This window comes from Paenarthrobacter histidinolovorans, from assembly GCF_014647595.1.
GTDB lineage: Bacteria > Actinomycetota > Actinomycetes > Actinomycetales > Micrococcaceae > Arthrobacter > Arthrobacter histidinolovorans.
Genome location: NZ_BMPM01000010.1, coordinates 1 through 15,857, shown reverse-complemented (window position 1 = coordinate 15,857; position 15,857 = coordinate 1). Strand labels below are relative to the sequence as shown.

At 63.9% G+C, this 15,857-nt stretch carries 16 protein-coding genes; 8 read left to right on the top strand and 8 right to left on the bottom strand.

Going from position 1 to position 15,857, the window contains the following annotated elements:
• Window positions 1–56: 56 nt before the first annotated feature.
• From IEY62_RS18820 to IEY62_RS18810, 3 genes are all read right to left on the bottom strand, one after another.
• A complete protein-coding gene (locus IEY62_RS18820) occupies window positions 57–1,349 on the bottom strand; it encodes an ATP-binding protein (RefSeq protein WP_189020757.1) in 1,293 nt (430 codons plus the stop codon).
• Window positions 1,350–1,455: 106 nt separating this feature from the next.
• A complete protein-coding gene (locus IEY62_RS18815; RefSeq protein WP_189020755.1) occupies window positions 1,456–2,217 on the bottom strand; it encodes an SDR family NAD(P)-dependent oxidoreductase in 762 nt (253 codons plus the stop codon).
• Between the two features lie 4 nt (window positions 2,218–2,221).
• Entirely contained in the window at window positions 2,222–3,139 is a 918-nt protein-coding gene (locus IEY62_RS18810; RefSeq protein ID WP_189020753.1) for a fumarylacetoacetate hydrolase family protein, read from the bottom strand.
• Between the two features lie 139 nt (window positions 3,140–3,278).
• Between IEY62_RS18810 and IEY62_RS18805 the strand changes: the two genes are divergently transcribed.
• From IEY62_RS18805 to IEY62_RS18785, 5 genes are read left to right on the top strand one after another with little or no spacing between them, the layout of a single operon-like run.
• A complete protein-coding gene (locus tag IEY62_RS18805; RefSeq protein ID WP_189020751.1) occupies window positions 3,279–4,583 on the top strand; it encodes an L-fuconate dehydratase in 1,305 nt (434 codons plus the stop codon).
• On the top strand, window positions 4,580–5,887 hold the full coding sequence (locus IEY62_RS18800) for an alpha-L-fucosidase (protein ID WP_189020748.1): 1,308 nt from the start codon (window positions 4,580–4,582) through the stop codon (window positions 5,885–5,887). The genes IEY62_RS18805 and IEY62_RS18800 overlap by 4 nt, the downstream gene beginning before the upstream one ends.
• The gene (locus tag IEY62_RS18795) at window positions 5,880–6,194 is read left to right on the top strand and encodes an L-rhamnose mutarotase (protein ID WP_189020746.1); all 315 of its coding nucleotides are present in this window, start codon (window positions 5,880–5,882) and stop codon (window positions 6,192–6,194) included. The genes IEY62_RS18800 and IEY62_RS18795 overlap by 8 nt, the downstream gene beginning before the upstream one ends.
• Window positions 6,179–7,147 carry an aldo/keto reductase gene (locus tag IEY62_RS18790; RefSeq protein WP_189020744.1) on the top strand — a complete coding sequence of 323 codons (969 nt, stop codon included), beginning with the start codon at window positions 6,179–6,181 and terminating at the stop codon, window positions 7,145–7,147. Before IEY62_RS18795 ends, IEY62_RS18790 begins: the two co-directional genes overlap by 16 nt.
• A complete protein-coding gene (locus IEY62_RS18785) occupies window positions 7,144–8,013 on the top strand; it encodes an amidohydrolase family protein (RefSeq protein ID WP_189020742.1) in 870 nt (289 codons plus the stop codon). Before IEY62_RS18790 ends, IEY62_RS18785 begins: the two co-directional genes overlap by 4 nt.
• Here IEY62_RS18785 and IEY62_RS18780 read toward each other — a convergent pair.
• The 5 genes from IEY62_RS18780 to IEY62_RS18760 all read right to left on the bottom strand — a co-directional run bounded on the left by IEY62_RS18780 (window position 8,010) and on the right by IEY62_RS18760 (window position 13,713).
• Window positions 8,010–8,681 (bottom strand): FadR/GntR family transcriptional regulator, encoded by a 672-nt coding sequence (locus IEY62_RS18780; RefSeq protein WP_189020740.1) that lies wholly within the window; start codon window positions 8,679–8,681, stop codon window positions 8,010–8,012. The two genes, IEY62_RS18785 and IEY62_RS18780, sit on opposite strands and share 4 nt — an antisense overlap.
• A gap of 189 nt (window positions 8,682–8,870) precedes the next feature.
• Window positions 8,871–10,379 carry an amino acid permease gene (locus IEY62_RS18775; protein WP_018779954.1) on the bottom strand — a complete coding sequence of 503 codons (1,509 nt, stop codon included), beginning with the start codon at window positions 10,377–10,379 and terminating at the stop codon, window positions 8,871–8,873.
• A gap of 146 nt (window positions 10,380–10,525) precedes the next feature.
• Window positions 10,526–11,941 (bottom strand): aspartate ammonia-lyase, encoded by a 1,416-nt coding sequence (locus IEY62_RS18770; protein ID WP_189020738.1) that lies wholly within the window; start codon window positions 11,939–11,941, stop codon window positions 10,526–10,528.
• Window positions 11,942–11,953: 12 nt separating this feature from the next.
• A complete protein-coding gene (locus tag IEY62_RS18765) occupies window positions 11,954–12,988 on the bottom strand; it encodes an asparaginase (RefSeq protein WP_229785448.1) in 1,035 nt (344 codons plus the stop codon).
• Window positions 12,985–13,713, bottom strand: coding sequence for a FadR/GntR family transcriptional regulator (locus IEY62_RS18760; RefSeq protein WP_189020736.1), 729 nt, complete (start codon window positions 13,711–13,713; stop codon window positions 12,985–12,987). Before IEY62_RS18760 ends, IEY62_RS18765 begins: the two co-directional genes overlap by 4 nt.
• A 93-nt stretch (window positions 13,714–13,806) precedes the next feature.
• Here IEY62_RS18760 and IEY62_RS18755 point away from each other — a divergent pair, with 93 nt between their 5' ends.
• The 3 genes from IEY62_RS18755 to IEY62_RS18745 all read left to right on the top strand — a co-directional run bounded on the left by IEY62_RS18755 (window position 13,807) and on the right by IEY62_RS18745 (window position 15,522).
• Entirely contained in the window at window positions 13,807–14,313 is a 507-nt protein-coding gene (locus IEY62_RS18755; RefSeq protein WP_189021032.1) for a hypothetical protein, read from the top strand.
• A gap of 77 nt (window positions 14,314–14,390) precedes the next feature.
• Window positions 14,391–14,993 carry a hypothetical protein gene (locus tag IEY62_RS21970; RefSeq protein ID WP_229785447.1) on the top strand — a complete coding sequence of 201 codons (603 nt, stop codon included), beginning with the start codon at window positions 14,391–14,393 and terminating at the stop codon, window positions 14,991–14,993.
• Window positions 14,994–15,060: 67 nt separating this feature from the next.
• Window positions 15,061–15,522, top strand: a complete 462-nt coding sequence (locus IEY62_RS18745; RefSeq protein ID WP_229785446.1) for a DUF3817 domain-containing protein — start codon at window positions 15,061–15,063, stop codon at window positions 15,520–15,522.
• Window positions 15,523–15,857 lie beyond the last annotated feature (335 nt).

The following is a 15,857-nucleotide window of genomic DNA, read 5'->3' as shown; positions in this document are numbered from 1 at the left end:
ACGGCGATCCCGCAGCTTTCCGGCGATCTCGCGGCCGGAACCCCTACACACGGCCCCTACACACGGCCCAGCACGTCGATGTCTTCCAGGAAGTCCTGGTGCACTTCGGCGCTTACTGTCGTCCGGGTATCGGCGATCGCGTCGAGGTAGTCCTGGGTGACCGGGCCCTTCCGTCCGTTCGGGGCGGCAGCGCCGTCGTCGTACACGGCTTTTTCCAGGGCCCGCTGGGAGGCGCTGCGCGCTGCGAACTCGATATCCGCAGGGGAGAAGCCCTCTGTCCGCTCCACCAACTGGGCGATGTCCACGGAGTCCACCACGGTGGCGGGAATGAATCTCTGCCACATCGCCTCGCGGGCGTGGACGTCCGGCAGTCCGATGGGAATGACGTAGTCGAAGCGGCCATGGCGCAGGAACGCGGTGTCCAGGGCGCGGATGAAGTTGGTGGCGCACACCAGCAGACGGCCGGGCTGTTCGCGGAAGGCCGGGATGATCTTGAGGAGCTCGTTGGTGACGCCCTGCAATGGTGACGGCGGATCACCGGCCCGCTGCGATGCGATCTCCTCCACCTCGTCGATGAACACCACGGCGTGCTCCAGCTCGGCGATTTCCAGGAACGTCTCGCGCAGCGCACCGGCCAAGCCTTTGGGATCCGAGGCAAGACGGGACGGGAAAACCTCAACAAACGGCCATTCCAAGCGCGACGCAATGGCCTTGGCGAACGTGGTCTTGCCCGTGCCCGGCGGACCGAACAGCACCACGGCCCGGGGAGGCACCACGCCGTATTCGTCGGCGAGGTCGGCTTCGGCCAACGGCAGCACCAGACGGCGCTCCAGCAACTCCTTCTCCCGGCGCATACCGGCCACGTTCTCCCAGAGGTCCCGCGCCAGGATCCGCCCGCCGAGCAGGCCCAAGGCACCAAGCTCCTGCCGCTGTACGGGAATGGTCCGCTCGAAATAGCGCAGGTTCTTCTTCACCACGAAACCGCGGCCCAGGAACGCCTCAACACGTGTCTCGGTCTCAGGCATCAGGGCAGACAGTTTGTTGAGGCCGTGCGGGGCCATGCGGTTCTCGACGGCGGACAGCAGCGAAGTGCCGATGCCCCGGCCCCGGAACTCGGTGAGCGTGGCCAGGAAAACGATCCAGCCTTGGTCGTGCGCCGCACGTCCGACGGCGGCACCCACCACCTGTTCGCCCTGTACCGCCACTACCGCGTGGTCCTTTTCGCAGGAAGCCAGGACTTCGGACAATGCGTACACTGGCTCAACACCGTCGGCCTTGAGTGACTCCCAGAGGTGCAGGATGCCGTCCAGGTCGGACGAGTGGAAGTCCCGGATGCGCCAATTGGTCATGAGTTCTTCTCCTGGGGCAGTAAGTGAGTCGCCGTTGATTCCTTGGAGTTGAGCATAGGCGAGTCACGGCTGCCGAAGGTTGCGGGACCGTTGCGTTACGTAACCCCTACTGAACCGGGCGCAACCGCAGGCCCTGCATGCCGCCGTCGACCGCCAGCGAGGTGCCCGACGTCGAACCTGACAGCGGACTCGCAAGATACGCGACGGCGCCGGCTACTTCAGCGGGGTCCACCATCCGGCCGTGCGGCTGGCGGGCGTTGAGCGCTGCGCGCTCGCCGGCTGGATCAGCGGCCGAGTCCAGCAGCCGGCCCACCCACGGGGTATCCACGGTGCCCGGATTGACGCAGTTCACGCGGACTCCTTCGCGGACGTGGTCCGCAGCCATGGCCAGGGTCAGCGACAGGACCGCGCCCTTGGACGCCGAGTACAGGGCGCGCTGTGGAAGTCCGGCTGTCGCCGCGATGGAACAAGTGTTCACGATCGCCGCTGCTGGGGACTCGCGCAGGTAGGGCAGGGCCGCCCGGCTGACACGGGCGATCCCCACGACGTTGACGTTGAGGACACGGAGCCATTCTTCGTCGTCATTCGCGGAGATGTCGCCCTGGGCGCCGATCCCGGCGTTGTTGATCACGATGTCCAGCCGGCCGAACTCGCCGGCCACGGTTTCGACGGCGGCACGAACCGACGCGTCGTCGGCAACATTGCACTGGACGCCGAAATGGGGACTGCCCTCAGGGGCGAGGTCCAGGACTGCGACCCGCGCCCCGCCTGCTGCGAGGCGGTCCGCGATGGCCGCGCCGATCCCGGAAGCTCCACCCGTCACCAGCGCAGCGAGTCCTTCGAAGTCGTTACCCACAGTGGTTGCCATGGCCTTAGGCGTTGATGCTGGCGAAGGAGTTGCCGGCGCCGCTGGTCGAGCCGGCCTGTGCCCGGTAGAACTCCTGGCGCTGGCGACCGAGGCCTTCGATTTCCAGTTCCACCACGTCACCGGGCTGGATGAACGGGAAGCGGCCGGACAGGGCCACGCCCTCGGGAGTTCCGGTGACGATCACATCGCCGGGTTCGAGGACCATGTACTGGCTGAGATGGTGGACGATCGTGGCGGGGTCGAAGATCATGTCGGCGGTGCTGGAGTCCTGGCGGGCTTCACCGTTGACCAGGGTGCGGAGCCGGAGATTGGCGGCGTCGATGTCCGCAGCTGGTACCAGCCAGGGGCCAAGAGGAGTGGAACCGGGGAGGGTCTTGCCCTTGGTCCACTGTCCGGCGGCGCCGGGAATCTGGTATTCGCGTTCCGAGAGATCGTTGGCCACCGCGTAGCCGGCGATGCACTGTTCCGCCTCTTCAACGGAGGAAAGGTATGACGCTTCCCGGCCGATCACGATTGCCAGTTCCACTTCCCAGTCGTATTTTTCCGACGACGGCGGGATGGGGGCGGCGTCGAAAGGGCCGGCGATGGTGTTGCTCGGCTTCAGGAAAACCACGGGAACCTCGGGCGGTGTGGCACCGGACTCGGCGGCGTGCGCGGTGTAGTTCAGGCCGATGGCAACTACTGCACCGGGGCGGGCGACGGGTGCGCCGATGCGCAGCCCTTCGGCCGAAATTTCCGCGAGTTCACCGTTCTCCAGGGCTGCACGGGTGCGTTCAATGCCGTCAGAGGCGAGGAAACCGCCGTCGATGTCATTGGTCAGGGTGGTAAGGCTGAAGTATTTCTCAGCTCCGTTGGCGTCCTGGGCGATGACGGCCGGTTGTTCGTTTCCGGCTGTGCCCAGCCTGGCGAATTTCAAGGTCATGGCTTCCTCCGTGCGTTCGGGACTAACATCCGAACTCTAGTGTGATGTTTTCCACCATAATACGGAAATGTGACCCATTGACAAGGCATACATCCGATGTTTAGCTTTCATCGAAGAATCCGACTCACCCAGGAGCCCCATGAGCATCATCACCGAAATCGAAACATTCGATGTCCGCTTCCCAACCTCCCGGGACCTGGACGGCTCCGATGCCATGAACCCGGACCCGGACTACTCGGCCGCGTACCTGGTCATCCGAACCGATGCCGCCGACGGACATGAAGGCCACGGCTTCGTCTTCACAATCGGGCGCGGCAACGAGGTGGAAACGGCAGCCATCAACGCCTTGCGCGGACACCTCCTCGGTGCCGGTGTCGAAGCCTTGCTGGAGGACATGGGTGCGACGTGGAAGCTCCTGGCCCACGACTCCCAACTCAGATGGCTTGGACCCGAAAAAGGCGTCATGCACATGGCCATCGGCGCGGTAGTCAACGCCCTCTGGGACCTGAAAGCCAAACGTGCGGGGCTTCCGCTTTGGGAACTGCTTGCCGGCATGGCCCCCGAAGAAATCGTGGCACTGGTCGACTTCCGGTACCTCACGGACGCGCTCACCCCGGACGAAGCCCTGGCCATCCTCCGCGCCGCCGAACCCGGAAGGGAACAGCGGAAGGCCGCCCTTCGCGCCGAGGGCTACCCCGCGTACACCACGACGCCGGGATGGTTGGGATACAGCGATGAGAAACTGTCGCGGCTGGCCAAGGAAGCCGTGGCAGACGGATTCACGCAGATCAAACTGAAGGTCGGTGCCTCGTTGGAGGACGACATCCGACGCGTCCGGGCAGCGCGGGCCGCTGTCGGTCCTGATATCAAGATCGCAGTGGACGCCAACCAGCGCTGGGACGTCCAGGAAGCCATCGACTGGATGGCGCACCTTGCCCCGTACGACATCGCCTGGATCGAAGAACCCACCAGCCCTGACGACATCCTGGGCCATTCCGCCATCGCCCGTGCCGTGGCACCCATTCCGGTGGCAACCGGTGAGCACGTCCAGAACCGGGTGGTGTTCAAGCAAATGCTGCAAGCGGGCTCGCTCCAGGTCCTGCAGATCGATGCGGCCCGGGTAGCAGGCGTAAACGAGAACATCGCCATCCTCCTTCTTGCCGCCAAGTTCGGCGTGAGGGTGTGCCCGCATGCCGGCGGCGTTGGATTGTGCGAAGCCGTGCAGCATCTGTCCATGTTTGACTACATCGCAGTGTCCGGGACCAAGGAGAACCGGACCATTGAATTCGTGGACCACCTCCATGAACACTTCGTCACACCCGTGGACGTCCACAGCGGCGCGTACTGGCCGCCGTCGTCCCCTGGTGCCGGCAACGAAATGCTCCGTGAAACACTGGCCGCATACAGCTTTCCGGACGGCCCGGTATGGAAGGAAACCCATTGATCCAGCACGCCCCCTGGTTCGAAGAAGCACGTTTCGGCATGTTCGTGCATTGGGGAATCTACGCCCTGCCCGCGCGACACGAATGGGTGATGAACAGGGAAGAGATCACGGTGGAGGAGTACTCAAAGTACTTCCGCCGCTTCGACCCGGACCTGTACGATCCCCGCGAATGGGCCAGGGCTGCCCGAAGGGCGGGGATGAAGTACGTGGTCCTCACGACCAAACACCACGACGGCTTCTGCCTCTGGGACTCGGCCCTGACCGACTACAAAGCCACCAACACACCTGCTGGCAGGGACCTGATCACGCCCTACGTGGAAGCACTCCGCGCCGAGGGGCTGAAAGTGGGCTTCTACCATTCGCTCGTCGACTGGCACCACCCCGACTTCACCATTGATGGGGTACATCCCCAACGCAACGCGGCCGACGTCGAAAGTCTTAACGCCGGGCGCGACATGGCCCGCTACCGTGACTACCTCCATGGCCAGGTGCACGAACTCCTGAGCAACTACGGCACCATCGACTACCTGTTCTTCGACTTCTCCTATGCCGGCCTCGGCCACGCAGAGTTCTGGGGCGGCAAAGGGCGCGACGACTGGGACTCGGAGGCGCTGCTCACCATGGTCCGTGAGCTGCAGCCCGGAATAGTGGTCAACGACCGCTTGGACATCCCGGGAGACTTTGTCACGCCCGAGCAGTACCAGCCCGCCGGCCCCATGATGCTCGACGGCGAACCCGTCACCTGGGAGGCGTGCCAGACACTGAACGGCAGTTGGGGCTACGACCGGGACAACCAGAACTACAAATCCGTGGACCTGCTCATCCGGATGCTGGTGGACGGCGTCTCCAAAGGCGGCAACCTGCTGCTCAACGTGGGTCCCACCGGCAGGGGCTCCCTTGATCCGCGGGCACTGGAGTCGCTGGAAGGAATCGGGACGTGGATGCAACTGCACGCCCGCTCCATCTACGGGGCAGGCGCTTCACAGTTCACCGCACCCTCCGATGTCCGCTACACGCAACGCGGGGACAGGCTCTACGTTCACCTGTTCAGCTGGCCCTTCGAATACGTGCACCTGCCGGACCTGGCAGGCAAAGTGGGGTACGCCCAGCTGCTCAACGATGCTTCGGAGGTCTTTTTGAAGGAAGTCGAGCCAGGGCAGCAACCCATGAACATGACACCAGGCGGTCAGCCTCCCGGGACGTTGACCATCAAGCTCCCAGTGCAGCGGCCCGACGTCGCGGTCCCAGTACTGGAACTGTTCCTCAAACCAGGCTCCGGGCAGGCCGGTGGGCGCAATGACTGAGAGCATCGCCCTGCACACCCGGCTCAAGCCCGGAACAGAGCAGGAATACGCCGACGCCCACGCGAACATCCCCCCGGAACTCGTGGCGGCCCTGAAGGAAGCCGGGGTTAGGAACTGGCGGATCTGGCGCAGCGGACTCGACCTCTTCCATGTGGTGGACGTGGACGACTACCAGGCAATGCGGCATGCGCTCGCCGAACATCCGGCCAACGTCCCGTGGCAAGCCCGCATGGCTGAACTTTTGGAGGTCCAGGACGATTACTCCGGGACTGATGCGGGTATCGGTAAAGTATGGGAACTGCCATGAATCCACTTGATCCGCTCCACCTGGGAAAACTCGGTTTCGGCGGCGCGGGCATTGGGAATCTGTACAAGGCCATTCCGGACGGTGAGGCCCTGGCCACGGTACTTGCGGCATGGGATGCCGGAATCCGTTACTTCGATACCGCGCCGCATTACGGACTGGGCCTGTCCGAACAAAGGCTCGGTGCTGTCCTGAGGGACAAACCGCGGGACGAATTCGTCATCTCCACCAAGGTAGGGCGGCTGCTGGAACCCAACGCTGCCGGGGGCCGCGATTCGGAAGGCTTCGACGTTCCCGCCACCAGTCGTCGTGTCTGGGACTTCTCCGAGGCAGGGATCCGCCGCAGCATCGAGGACTCCTTGGAACGGCTCGGCCTCAGCCATGTGGACATCGTCTACCTGCACGATCCCGACGTCCACGACCTCCAGGCCGGAATTGCGCAAGGCTTGCCGGCCCTTGAAAAACTCCGGTCCGAGGGCGTTGTGAATGCGATTGGCGTTGGCACCAACTCGGCCGAAGCCGCGTTGGAATGCGTCGAAGCCGCCGACCTCGACCTCCTGATGCTCGCCGGACGCTACACCCTCCTGGAGCAGCCCGGCGTACCGCTGCTTGACCGCTGTGTGGAGCGCCGCACCGGCGTCGTAAGTGTTGGCGCCTTCAATTCGGGCCTGCTGGCCCGACCCGAGGTCCCCGACGACGCCCACTACAACTACGACCAGGCACCTCCGGAGGTGCTGGAGCGGGCCCGGGCTCTTGCGTCCGAATGCCGCGGCTTCGGCGTGGAACTTCCGACGGCGGCACTACAGTTCCCGCTGCGGCATCCGGCCGTGGTGAACGTGACAGCAGGGGCGACTTCTCCTGAACAGGTCACCACCAACGCCGCACGGATGGAGGAGCCCCTCCCCGAAGAGCTGTGGGAGGCGTTGGAGGACCAGCGGAAAGGCGCCGGGCAGTGATTGATTCGCACCTGCACCTGTGGACACTGGACACTTTCGTCACCGGCGGGGAGCGACCCTACCCGTGGCTCGGCCCGCAGCACGGTGCGCTCTACCGCAGCTTCGGCGAGGACGAGGCGCTGGAGACCTTGAAGGCTGCGGGGGTTCGGGGCGCGGTGCTGGTCCAGGCTGACGACACCGTGGCGGATACGGACAGCATGCTGGCCGTCGCGAAGCGGAATCCGTGGGTGCTGGGCGTAGTGGGCTGGGTGCGGTTGGACTCACCGGACGAATGCGCTTCCCAGCTGGACAGTTTCACGGCGCAGCCTGTCTTCAAGGGCGTACGGCACTTGGTGCACGACGATCCCCGGGCGGACTTCCTGGACCTCCCCGCTGTGCGGGAGTCCTTGGCACTAGTGGCGCAACGTGGCCTGGCATTCGACGTTCCGGATGCTTTCCCCCGGCACCTGGGCTCGACCGTCCGGCTGGCCCGCGAACTCCCGGAGCTGACTGTGGTTCTTGATCATCTGGGTAAGCCCCCGCGGTCCGATGCTTCGCTCATGGACTCGTGGCGCACTGATTTCCTTGCACTGGGACGCCAGCCGAACACGGTGGCGAAACTGTCCGGGCTCCACGCTTCAGGGCTGCCGTACACCAGTGAGGCGCTGCGGCGATTGTTTGACACCGCGTTGGACGCTTTCGGAGCAGAGCGCCTGATGATCGGGGGCGACTGGCCGGTCAGTACCCTCGGGGCGCCATACGGCCGGACGCTCGACGTCCTGCTGGAACTGGTGTCCGCACTGAGTCCTTCAGAGCAGGACTTGATCTTGGAGGGCACCGCCATCCGCACTTATGGCCTGGCAGCCAACCCCCTTGTGGACGCTTAGAGCGCCTGGCGCAACCAGTTCTCCACGCCGCTGATGTGCACGGTCACCAGTGCCCTCACCAACTCCGCATCACCGCGCTCCAGCGCATCCGCGATGGCACGATGCTCCGCCAAGGTGTGGGACACGGCCTTCTCCTGGGTCAGTCCACGCCAGATCCGGGCCCGCACTGTGCTGCTGGACAGGGCCTCCAGGAGGCTGCCCAGGTAATCATTTCCTGCGGCTGAGGTGATGATGCTGTGGAATTCGAGGTCATGGGCCACGAGTTCCTCAACGTCGGTGTTTTCGTCGATCCCGTCCATGGTGGCCCGCAGGGCCTGCAGCTCGTCCGGGGTCATTTTGCCCGCTGCCAGCTGGGCTGTGGCGGGTTCCAGGATTCGTCGGACCTCGAAGAGTTCAAGGATGGAGCGGTCCTGGTGCAGGTCCACCACAAATGCTACGGCCTCGTTGAGCAATTTGGCATCGAGGCTGGTCACGTACGTTCCGTCGCCGCGGCGGACGTCCAGCACGCGGATCAGTTCCAGGGCTTTCACGGCCTCACGCAGCGAACTCCGTGACAGACCCAGCCGTTCGCTCAGTTCCTTTTCCGGCGGAAGTCGATCGCCGGCCTTAAGTTCCCCGCGGATCAGCATGTCTTTGATCTTGCTGATCGCCTCGTCTGTGACAGCCATGGACCAATAGTAGCGACGAATGATCGGATGTCTGCCGCTCACCCAACCAAGTAGCACATCAGGCCGTTTTCAGGGCTGGGAACGACCTGATCTGCGACCTGTTTAGGGGCGTTAACCAGCGACGGCGGCACCCGGGTTCCGCTGATACGGAACCCGGGTGCCGCCGTCGGGCGCTCTGTGGTGCTGTTGTTACTTATCCCCGCCCGGCAGGGGGCGGTTGGCGATTACCGGGGCGCTGCCCGTGTAACCGTCGCGGGTGGCGGCAAGCTCGTGGATCTGCTTGCGGCACAGGAACCAGCCCCAGACCATGAGCCCGCAGGCGATCGCAGTGACCAGCATGGTGAGCGGGGATTCGATGAAAACCATCACCAGGACACCGGCCAGGAAGACCAGAGACAGCCAGCCTGTGTAGGGTGCGCCGAACAGCCGGAAGGACGGACGCTTCACCCAGCCCTTGTCGGACCAGCGCTTGAGCTGCATCTGGCACAGGACGATGGTCGCCCAAGTGACGATGATGCCCACGGAAGCCACGTTCAAAACGATCTCAAACGCGTCGGACGGGACCAAGTAGTTAAGCGGAACGCCGAGCAGGGAAACGCCGGCGGTGATTGCGATGCCACCGTAGGGGACACCGGCCTTGTTCATGCGCTGTGCGAACTTCGGGGCCGAACCCGCCACGGACATGGAACGGAGAATGCGGCCCGTGGAGTAAAGCCCGGCGTTCAACGAGGACAAAGCCGCGGTGAGGACAACGAGGTTCATGATCACGTCAACGCCCTGGACACCAATGGACCCGAAGAACGTCACGAAGGGGCTGACACCCTTTTCGTAGGAGGTGTAGGGGAGCAGCAGGGCCAGCAGGATGACTGAGCCAACGTAGAAGACTGCGATGCGGAAGACCACGGAGTTGATCGCCTTGGGCATGATCTTCTCGGGGTTGGGAGTTTCGCCGGCCGCCGTGCCCACGAGTTCGATCGAGGCGTAGGCGAACAGCACACCCTGCATGAGGATGATCATGGGCAGGATGCCGTTCGGGAACACGCCGCCGTTGTCCGAGATCAGGCTGAAACCGACTTCCTGGCCATCCACCGGGGTGCCGAAGATGACGAAGTAAGTGCCCACGAGGAGGAAGGCCACCAGTGCAGCCACCTTGATCAAGGCGAACCAGAATTCCATCTCGCCGAAGACCTTCACGGAGACGAGGTTCAGGCTCAGCACCACCACCAGGGCGATGAGGGCCCACGCCCACTGCGGAACGGCGCCCATCCAGGGGATGTATTTGCCGAAGAAGTTCATGTACAGGGCAGCCGCCGTGATGTCCACGATGGTGGTGGTGGCCCAGTTGATCCAGTAGAACCAACCGGAGACGAATGCCGCCTTCTCGCCGTAGAACTCACGGGCGTAGGAAACGAACGAACCCGAGGACGGGCGGTGCAGCACCAGTTCACCCAGTGCGCGGAGGATCAGGAAGGCAAAAAAGCCGCAGACGGCGTACGCGATCACCAGGGACGGGCCGGCGGCGTTAAGGCGGCCACCTGCGCCCAGGAACAGGCCGGTGCCGATTGCGCCACCGATCGCGATCATCTGGATCTGTCGGGGCTTGAGGTCCTTGTGGTAACCGGAGTCCTCTTTGTGCAGGGCCTTCTCACTGGCGTGCGCTTGGGCCGGAACCGTGTGGTCAGTGATGGGATTGGTCATTGGAATCCTTAGGAGTGTCCTGTTGGGGTTGTCCTGGGTGCGGCCGGTCGGGGATCCGGGCACGCAAGACAGCGCCTCGTTGGGGGTATGCCTCATCGGGCGGGACGGCTGAATGCAGCCGCTGGGCTTTTCTGGCCGGATTTGGCCTATTTGCTGAGGTTGGCCAGACGTTCTGGACTGAGCAATTCCTCGAGCTGGGCAGCGGTCAGAAGACCGTGTTCCAGGACGAGTTCTGCCACACCCTTGCCTGTAGCCAGCGCCTCCTGGGCGATAGCGGTGGCTGAGGCGTAACCGATGTGGGGGTTCAATGCCGTGACGAGACCGATCGACTGCTCCACGGTAAGCCGTAGCCGTTCGGTGTTTGCGGTGATGCCCCGGACGCAGCGTGCCGTAAGGGTGCGGCACGCTGCTTCCAGGTGGGAGATGCTCTTGTGCAGGCTGTGCACAATGATCGGTTCGAAGGCATTCAGCTGGAGCTGGCCTGCCTCCGCGGCCATGGTGACGGTGACATCGTTGCCGATGACTTCGTACGCCACCTGGCTGACCACTTCCGGGATCACCGGATTGATCTTGCCGGGCATGATCGACGAACCGGACTGCACTGCCGGAAGGTTGATCTCGCCCAAACCCGCACGCGGCCCGGAGGACAGCAGGCGGAGGTCGTTGCAAATCTTGGAAAGCTTCACAGCCACGCGCTTCAGCACGCCGGACAGGTGAACAAACGCTCCCACGTCCTGGGTGGCTTCAATGAGGTCCGCGGCGGTCAGCAGGGGAAGGCCGGTGATTTCGGCCAAGTGGCGGCAGGCAGCTTCCGCGTAACCGACCGGGGCGTTCAGGCCCGTGCCGATGGCCGTGGCACCGAGGTTGATCTCATGGATGAGCATGTGGGACTCGTCCAGGCGGGCCCGGTCTTCGCCGATGGTCACGGCGTAACCGCCGAACTCCTGGCCCAGCGTCATGGGGACAGCGTCCTGCAGCTGGGTGCGGCCCATCTTCACGACGGTCCGGAACTCACGGCCCTTCTCGGCGAAAGCTACTTCGAGTTCCTCGAGGGCTTCCAGGAGCTCCTTCACGGAGAAGATCGTGGCGAGGTTCACCGCCGTCGGGTAGACGTCGTTGGTGGACTGGCTCAAGTTCACGTGGTCATTCGGGTGAAGCTTTGCGTAGTCGCCCTTGGGGTGTCCCAGGATCTCCAGGGCACGGTTGGCGATGACCTCGTTGGCGTTCATGTTGGAACTGGTTCCCGCGCCGCCCTGGATCACGTCCACCATGAACTGCTCCTGCAGCATGCCGTCCATGATGTCCTGGCAGGCCTGCTCGATGGCATTCGCACGCTCAGCATTCAGGAGGCCAAGCTCGTGGTTGGTGCGTGCGGCGGCCTGCTTCACCGCAGCCAGCCCGCGGACCAGGTGCTTGTTGGTGGAGAGCGGCTGCCCCGTGATGGGGAAGTTCTCGATGGCGCGGAGGGTGTGGACGCCCCAGTAGGCGTCCGCGGGTACATCGCGATCGCCCAAGAGGTCGTGTTCGGAACGGAGGGGGATCGCCTGATCGACGGTGGTCATAGCTGTCCTTGGTTAGTTGCTGAAAATTCGGGCTGCACGGAGTTCGCCGACCGGAAGGCCGCCGCCCAGCACAGGTGGGCTCTGAAGCGTGTCCAAGCTGGCGCCGTCGACGCCCAGACGCCTGAGGACCTCAACGGTGACGGGCATGCGGGCGCGATCGCCGCCGTCGGAAATCTTGACGGCCAAGCCGGTGCCGTCCGGAAGGCCCACCAACTGGAGGCCTTCGAAGCCGTCCTTGGCAAGCAAACCGGGGACCGCACGCATGAGGGCTGTGACATCGCGGCCTTCGCCGGCCACCATCTCCGGGAAGCGGCGCATGGCGTGGGCTACCTTGCCTTCGAGAGTGTCCGGGTCTGCGGCGGCGAGGCGGCCATAGGCGCGGGCCATGCCATGCAGCGAGTGGGCGAAAAGGGGAGTCCCGCAACCGTCAGTGCTGACCGCGGCCGCTTCCTCGCCGGTCAGTTCGGTGATGGTGTCGCGGACCAGGACCTGCAGCGGGTGCTCAGGGTGCAGGTACCCCTCAACGGGCCAGCTGTTGATGACACAGACGGCGGTCATGGAGGCGTGCTTGCCGGAGCAGTTCTGCGCGATTTGGGTGGGGCCGTTGCCGGCGCGAAGCCACTCTTCACGTTCAGCGACGCCGTAGGGGAGGTCCGTGCTGTTGGCCAGGGCTTCGTCGCTGAGGCCGTGCAGCTTCAGGATTTCAGTGGCACCGTCGCGGTGCATCTTTGCGCCGGAGTGGCTGGCCGCGGTGAGGGCCAGGAGGTTTTCGGGGATGTCCAGGCCGGCCTTGAGCAGCGCGACGGCCTGCAGGGGCTTCAGGCTCGAACGCGGGTACATGGGGGCGTCCGGCTGGCCGGCTTCGACGAGGCTGCTGTCATCCGCGGAGAGTGCGATCAGCGAGCCGTAGTGGATGCTCTCCACCAGTCCGTCGCGGGTCACTTCGACAAGCGGGACGTGGTTTGGCGCCTTGATGTTGTGCGCCGCGGCCTGGTGGGCCGGTGCTGTGGGGACGGGCATGGTGTCGGTGTCCTTTGGATGTGTCATTTGCTGAGGATCGTGTCCAGCGCAACGCTGACGGCCTGGAGGTGGTCGGCCATCGCCTTGCTTGCGGCTTCGGAATCGCCGGCTTCAATCGCGTTCAGCACTGCAACGTGTTCCTCGTCCGAGCGGTATTGCCTGTCAGCAACGAGGTTGAGGGTTTCCGACTGGTGGGCCAAGGCCTCGCGGATGTCAGAGACAACGCTGGCGAACACGCGGTTGCCGCTGGCCCGGGCCACGGCTGAATGGAACGTGGCGTCCAGGTTCACCCATGATTCGGGGTCGGTCTCGTTGAGCATTTCCTGGACGATGTCCTTGAGGTGCTCCAGCTCTTCCTCGGTCCTTCTCTGCGCAGCGAGGCCTGCTGCCGGGATCTCGATGTGCGGACGTGCCTCGTTGAGATCGCGTGCACTGTACTGACCCAAGGTAAGGTCGTTAGCAACCTTGTTGGCCACAATGAACGTGCCTTTGCCGGTTTTGGTGACCGTGAGCCCCAAGGTGTTGCACGACCGCAGTGCTTCCCGGATGACTGAGCGGCTGACGCCGTACTGGGCAGCGAGCGTCGCTTCGGAGCTCAGCTTGGTGCCGATATCGAACTGGCCACCCTCGATGGCCCGCCGGAGCGCAGCAAAGACGGCCTCAGCGGCGGAAATGCGCGAAATAGGCATATGCGCTGATTGGCCACTCACGGGCTCTTGCTGTCCGGCTGTCCGGCTGTCTGACAGGTTCACGCTTCGAATATGGCACGGGTCACAAGAGGCTGTCAACGCTGAAAGGCTTGCTTCACGGTTTGGGGACTGGTAATGCGCTCCCCACAATGGATCATGCTCTTCACCAAAAAGTCCCTCACCGAGGACGGCTTCACCGGATTCCGACCACTCGACGAACTCGATCCCATGCGGATCCCCCAAGGACCGGGGATATTCGTGATTCTTCGGCCGGCCGGTTTTGAACCCGTCTTCCTGAATAAGAGCACCGCCGGGACCTTCAAGAAGAAGGACCCGTCACTGAAGCGCGAAGCACTTGAAGCCGAATGGCTTGGAGAAGCCTCCGTTCTCTACATCGGCAAAGCCAGCGCGGGCAGTCAGGGCAACCGGGGGCTCCGTAAGCAGATTCAGGAATTCATGGATTACGGCCGGGGACGGCCGACAGTGGTGTGGGATGCCCGGCTTATTTGGCAGCTGCGCGACGCCCTGGACCTGACCATTGCCTGGAAAGAGCTCCCCCCTTCCGAAGTGAATGCCGCCGAAGGGGCATACCACGCAGGTTTTGTGGCCACTCATGGCCGCCTCCCGTTCGCCAATTTGGTGCAGGCGCGTCCCAAGAGATAGGGCACAGCGCCCGACGGCGGGAGGCGGTTCCGCCGTCGGCCTCCCCTTGGGCGGGCGATCGGCGGATAATGGCGTCCATGACGGCTGGCAGCCCCACTGGAAGCAAAGCGGGCAAACCGCGCATCACGGTAGAGGTCCCTGTCCTTCGGATCGGGGAAGGGCAGACGGATTACGAGGGCCTCAAGCGATTCGTTGATTCGCTGCGCAAGCCGCAAGGGCTGCATATGACACTGCTGCACCTGGGGATCCTCGACGAACTCGCGGATGACATCGCCGCGTGGACCAAGGGAAGGGCCGCACCGGAGAGGGTGCTGCCCGAAATCAGCAGCTGGCTGAAGGAACTGCCCGTCTTGCAGGGGTTTCTGGGTAAGTCGGACAAAGTTGTCCCGTTGGGTGGCGGCCGGCTGATGGGACTCGAGGTGGACGTTCCTCAGGAAGTTCACGACTACCAAGCGCTTCTGGTGCAGGGCTTGCACGTGCTGTTTGATGATCTTGGCCTCGACAACATTGACGACTTCATCCTGGGCTCACCCGCTCTGGGGTACAGGTCGCCGCGCTGGTTGCCTCACATTGCCGTGGGAAGGGCGAGATCGCGACACGAGCCGCCCGTGGAGATCGCGCCGGTGGCCATCGAATTCGGCGACTCGCAAATCCGGAACCGGGCGGCACTTCCCGGGTAGTGATGCCGATGGGTTCTTCAACCACGGTAAGTTGGATGTGTCTCCCGCTTCCCACCTGAGGACTCCCATGCAACCCCGCGCTTTGTTCCGTACCGTCGCTTTTGCCGAGGCCGTGACCTGGACGCTGTTGCTGATCGGACTGTTCCTTAAGTACGTCACGCAGACCACCGACCTGGGCGTGAGCATCGCCGGAGGCATCCACGGGTTTGTGTTCCTTTGCTACGCTGCCACTGCCGCGTTCACCTGGATCAACCAGAAGTGGACCCTGCGGACCGGCCTGCTCGCCATCGGCTCCGCGGTGATTCCCTACGCCACCATCCCGACGGAGAAGTCGCTGGATCGTCGGGGTCTCCTGGCAGGCGGATGGCGTTTGGCCGCCGGGGGTGAGAAGCCGCGTGGAGGTTTTGAAAAGGCCCAGGCTTGGGTCCTGCGCAACCCGGTTCTCGCAATCGTGGTCACTCTTGTGGCCGTGGGTGCAGTCTTTAGTTTCCTGCTGTTCATGGGCCCTCCAGGTACTTGGTTTTCCTAGATTTGGCCGCCGGAAAGCATCGGTTCTTCGGAACCGGTGCTTTCCTGTTTTAAGGGGTGATCCCCGCGTGGGCCCTCACCACCCACTTTGATTTCTGGAGGGGCGTGACGCGCCGTCTGCATGGTGTGTCGCCGGGTTATCCGCGGTCAAAGTGGGTGGTGGCGGTACGGGTGGTGCGGCTGGCTATTGGGGTGCCGTGCCGGGGCACCCCCAGGAGTTGGGGTTTTGTTGGCAGGTGTCGGCGACGAGTGCTCGTTCGGTTTTCCAGACGTGGATTGTTTTGGGCGGGGTGGTGAGGTTGAGGGTTCCGTTGATGGGTAGGGGTGGGCCGTTGT

Excerpts from the sequence above, each read along its gene's own strand:
- IEY62_RS18780 (WP_189020740.1), bottom strand. The coding sequence starts at position 8,681 with ATGGCTGTCACAGACGAGGCGATCAGCAAGATCAAAGACATGCTGATC.
- IEY62_RS18755 (WP_189021032.1), top strand. The coding sequence starts at position 13,807 with ATGCTCTTCACCAAAAAGTCCCTCACCGAGGACGGCTTCACCGGATTC.
- IEY62_RS18815 (WP_189020755.1), bottom strand. The coding sequence starts at position 2,217 with ATGGCAACCACTGTGGGTAACGACTTCGAAGGACTCGCTGCGCTGGTG.
- IEY62_RS18820 (WP_189020757.1), bottom strand. The coding sequence starts at position 1,349 with ATGACCAATTGGCGCATCCGGGACTTCCACTCGTCCGACCTGGACGGC.
- IEY62_RS21970 (WP_229785447.1), top strand. The coding sequence starts at position 14,391 with ATGACGGCTGGCAGCCCCACTGGAAGCAAAGCGGGCAAACCGCGCATC.
- IEY62_RS18765 (WP_229785448.1), bottom strand. The coding sequence starts at position 12,988 with ATGACACATCCAAAGGACACCGACACCATGCCCGTCCCCACAGCACCG.
- IEY62_RS18810 (WP_189020753.1), bottom strand. The coding sequence starts at position 3,139 with ATGACCTTGAAATTCGCCAGGCTGGGCACAGCCGGAAACGAACAACCG.
- IEY62_RS18775 (WP_018779954.1), bottom strand. The coding sequence starts at position 10,379 with ATGACCAATCCCATCACTGACCACACGGTTCCGGCCCAAGCGCACGCC.
- IEY62_RS18770 (WP_189020738.1), bottom strand. The coding sequence starts at position 11,941 with ATGACCACCGTCGATCAGGCGATCCCCCTCCGTTCCGAACACGACCTC.
- IEY62_RS18805 (WP_189020751.1), top strand. The coding sequence starts at position 3,279 with ATGAGCATCATCACCGAAATCGAAACATTCGATGTCCGCTTCCCAACC.
- IEY62_RS18745 (WP_229785446.1), top strand. The coding sequence starts at position 15,061 with ATGCAACCCCGCGCTTTGTTCCGTACCGTCGCTTTTGCCGAGGCCGTG.
- IEY62_RS18790 (WP_189020744.1), top strand. The coding sequence starts at position 6,179 with ATGGGAACTGCCATGAATCCACTTGATCCGCTCCACCTGGGAAAACTC.
- IEY62_RS18795 (WP_189020746.1), top strand. The coding sequence starts at position 5,880 with ATGACTGAGAGCATCGCCCTGCACACCCGGCTCAAGCCCGGAACAGAG.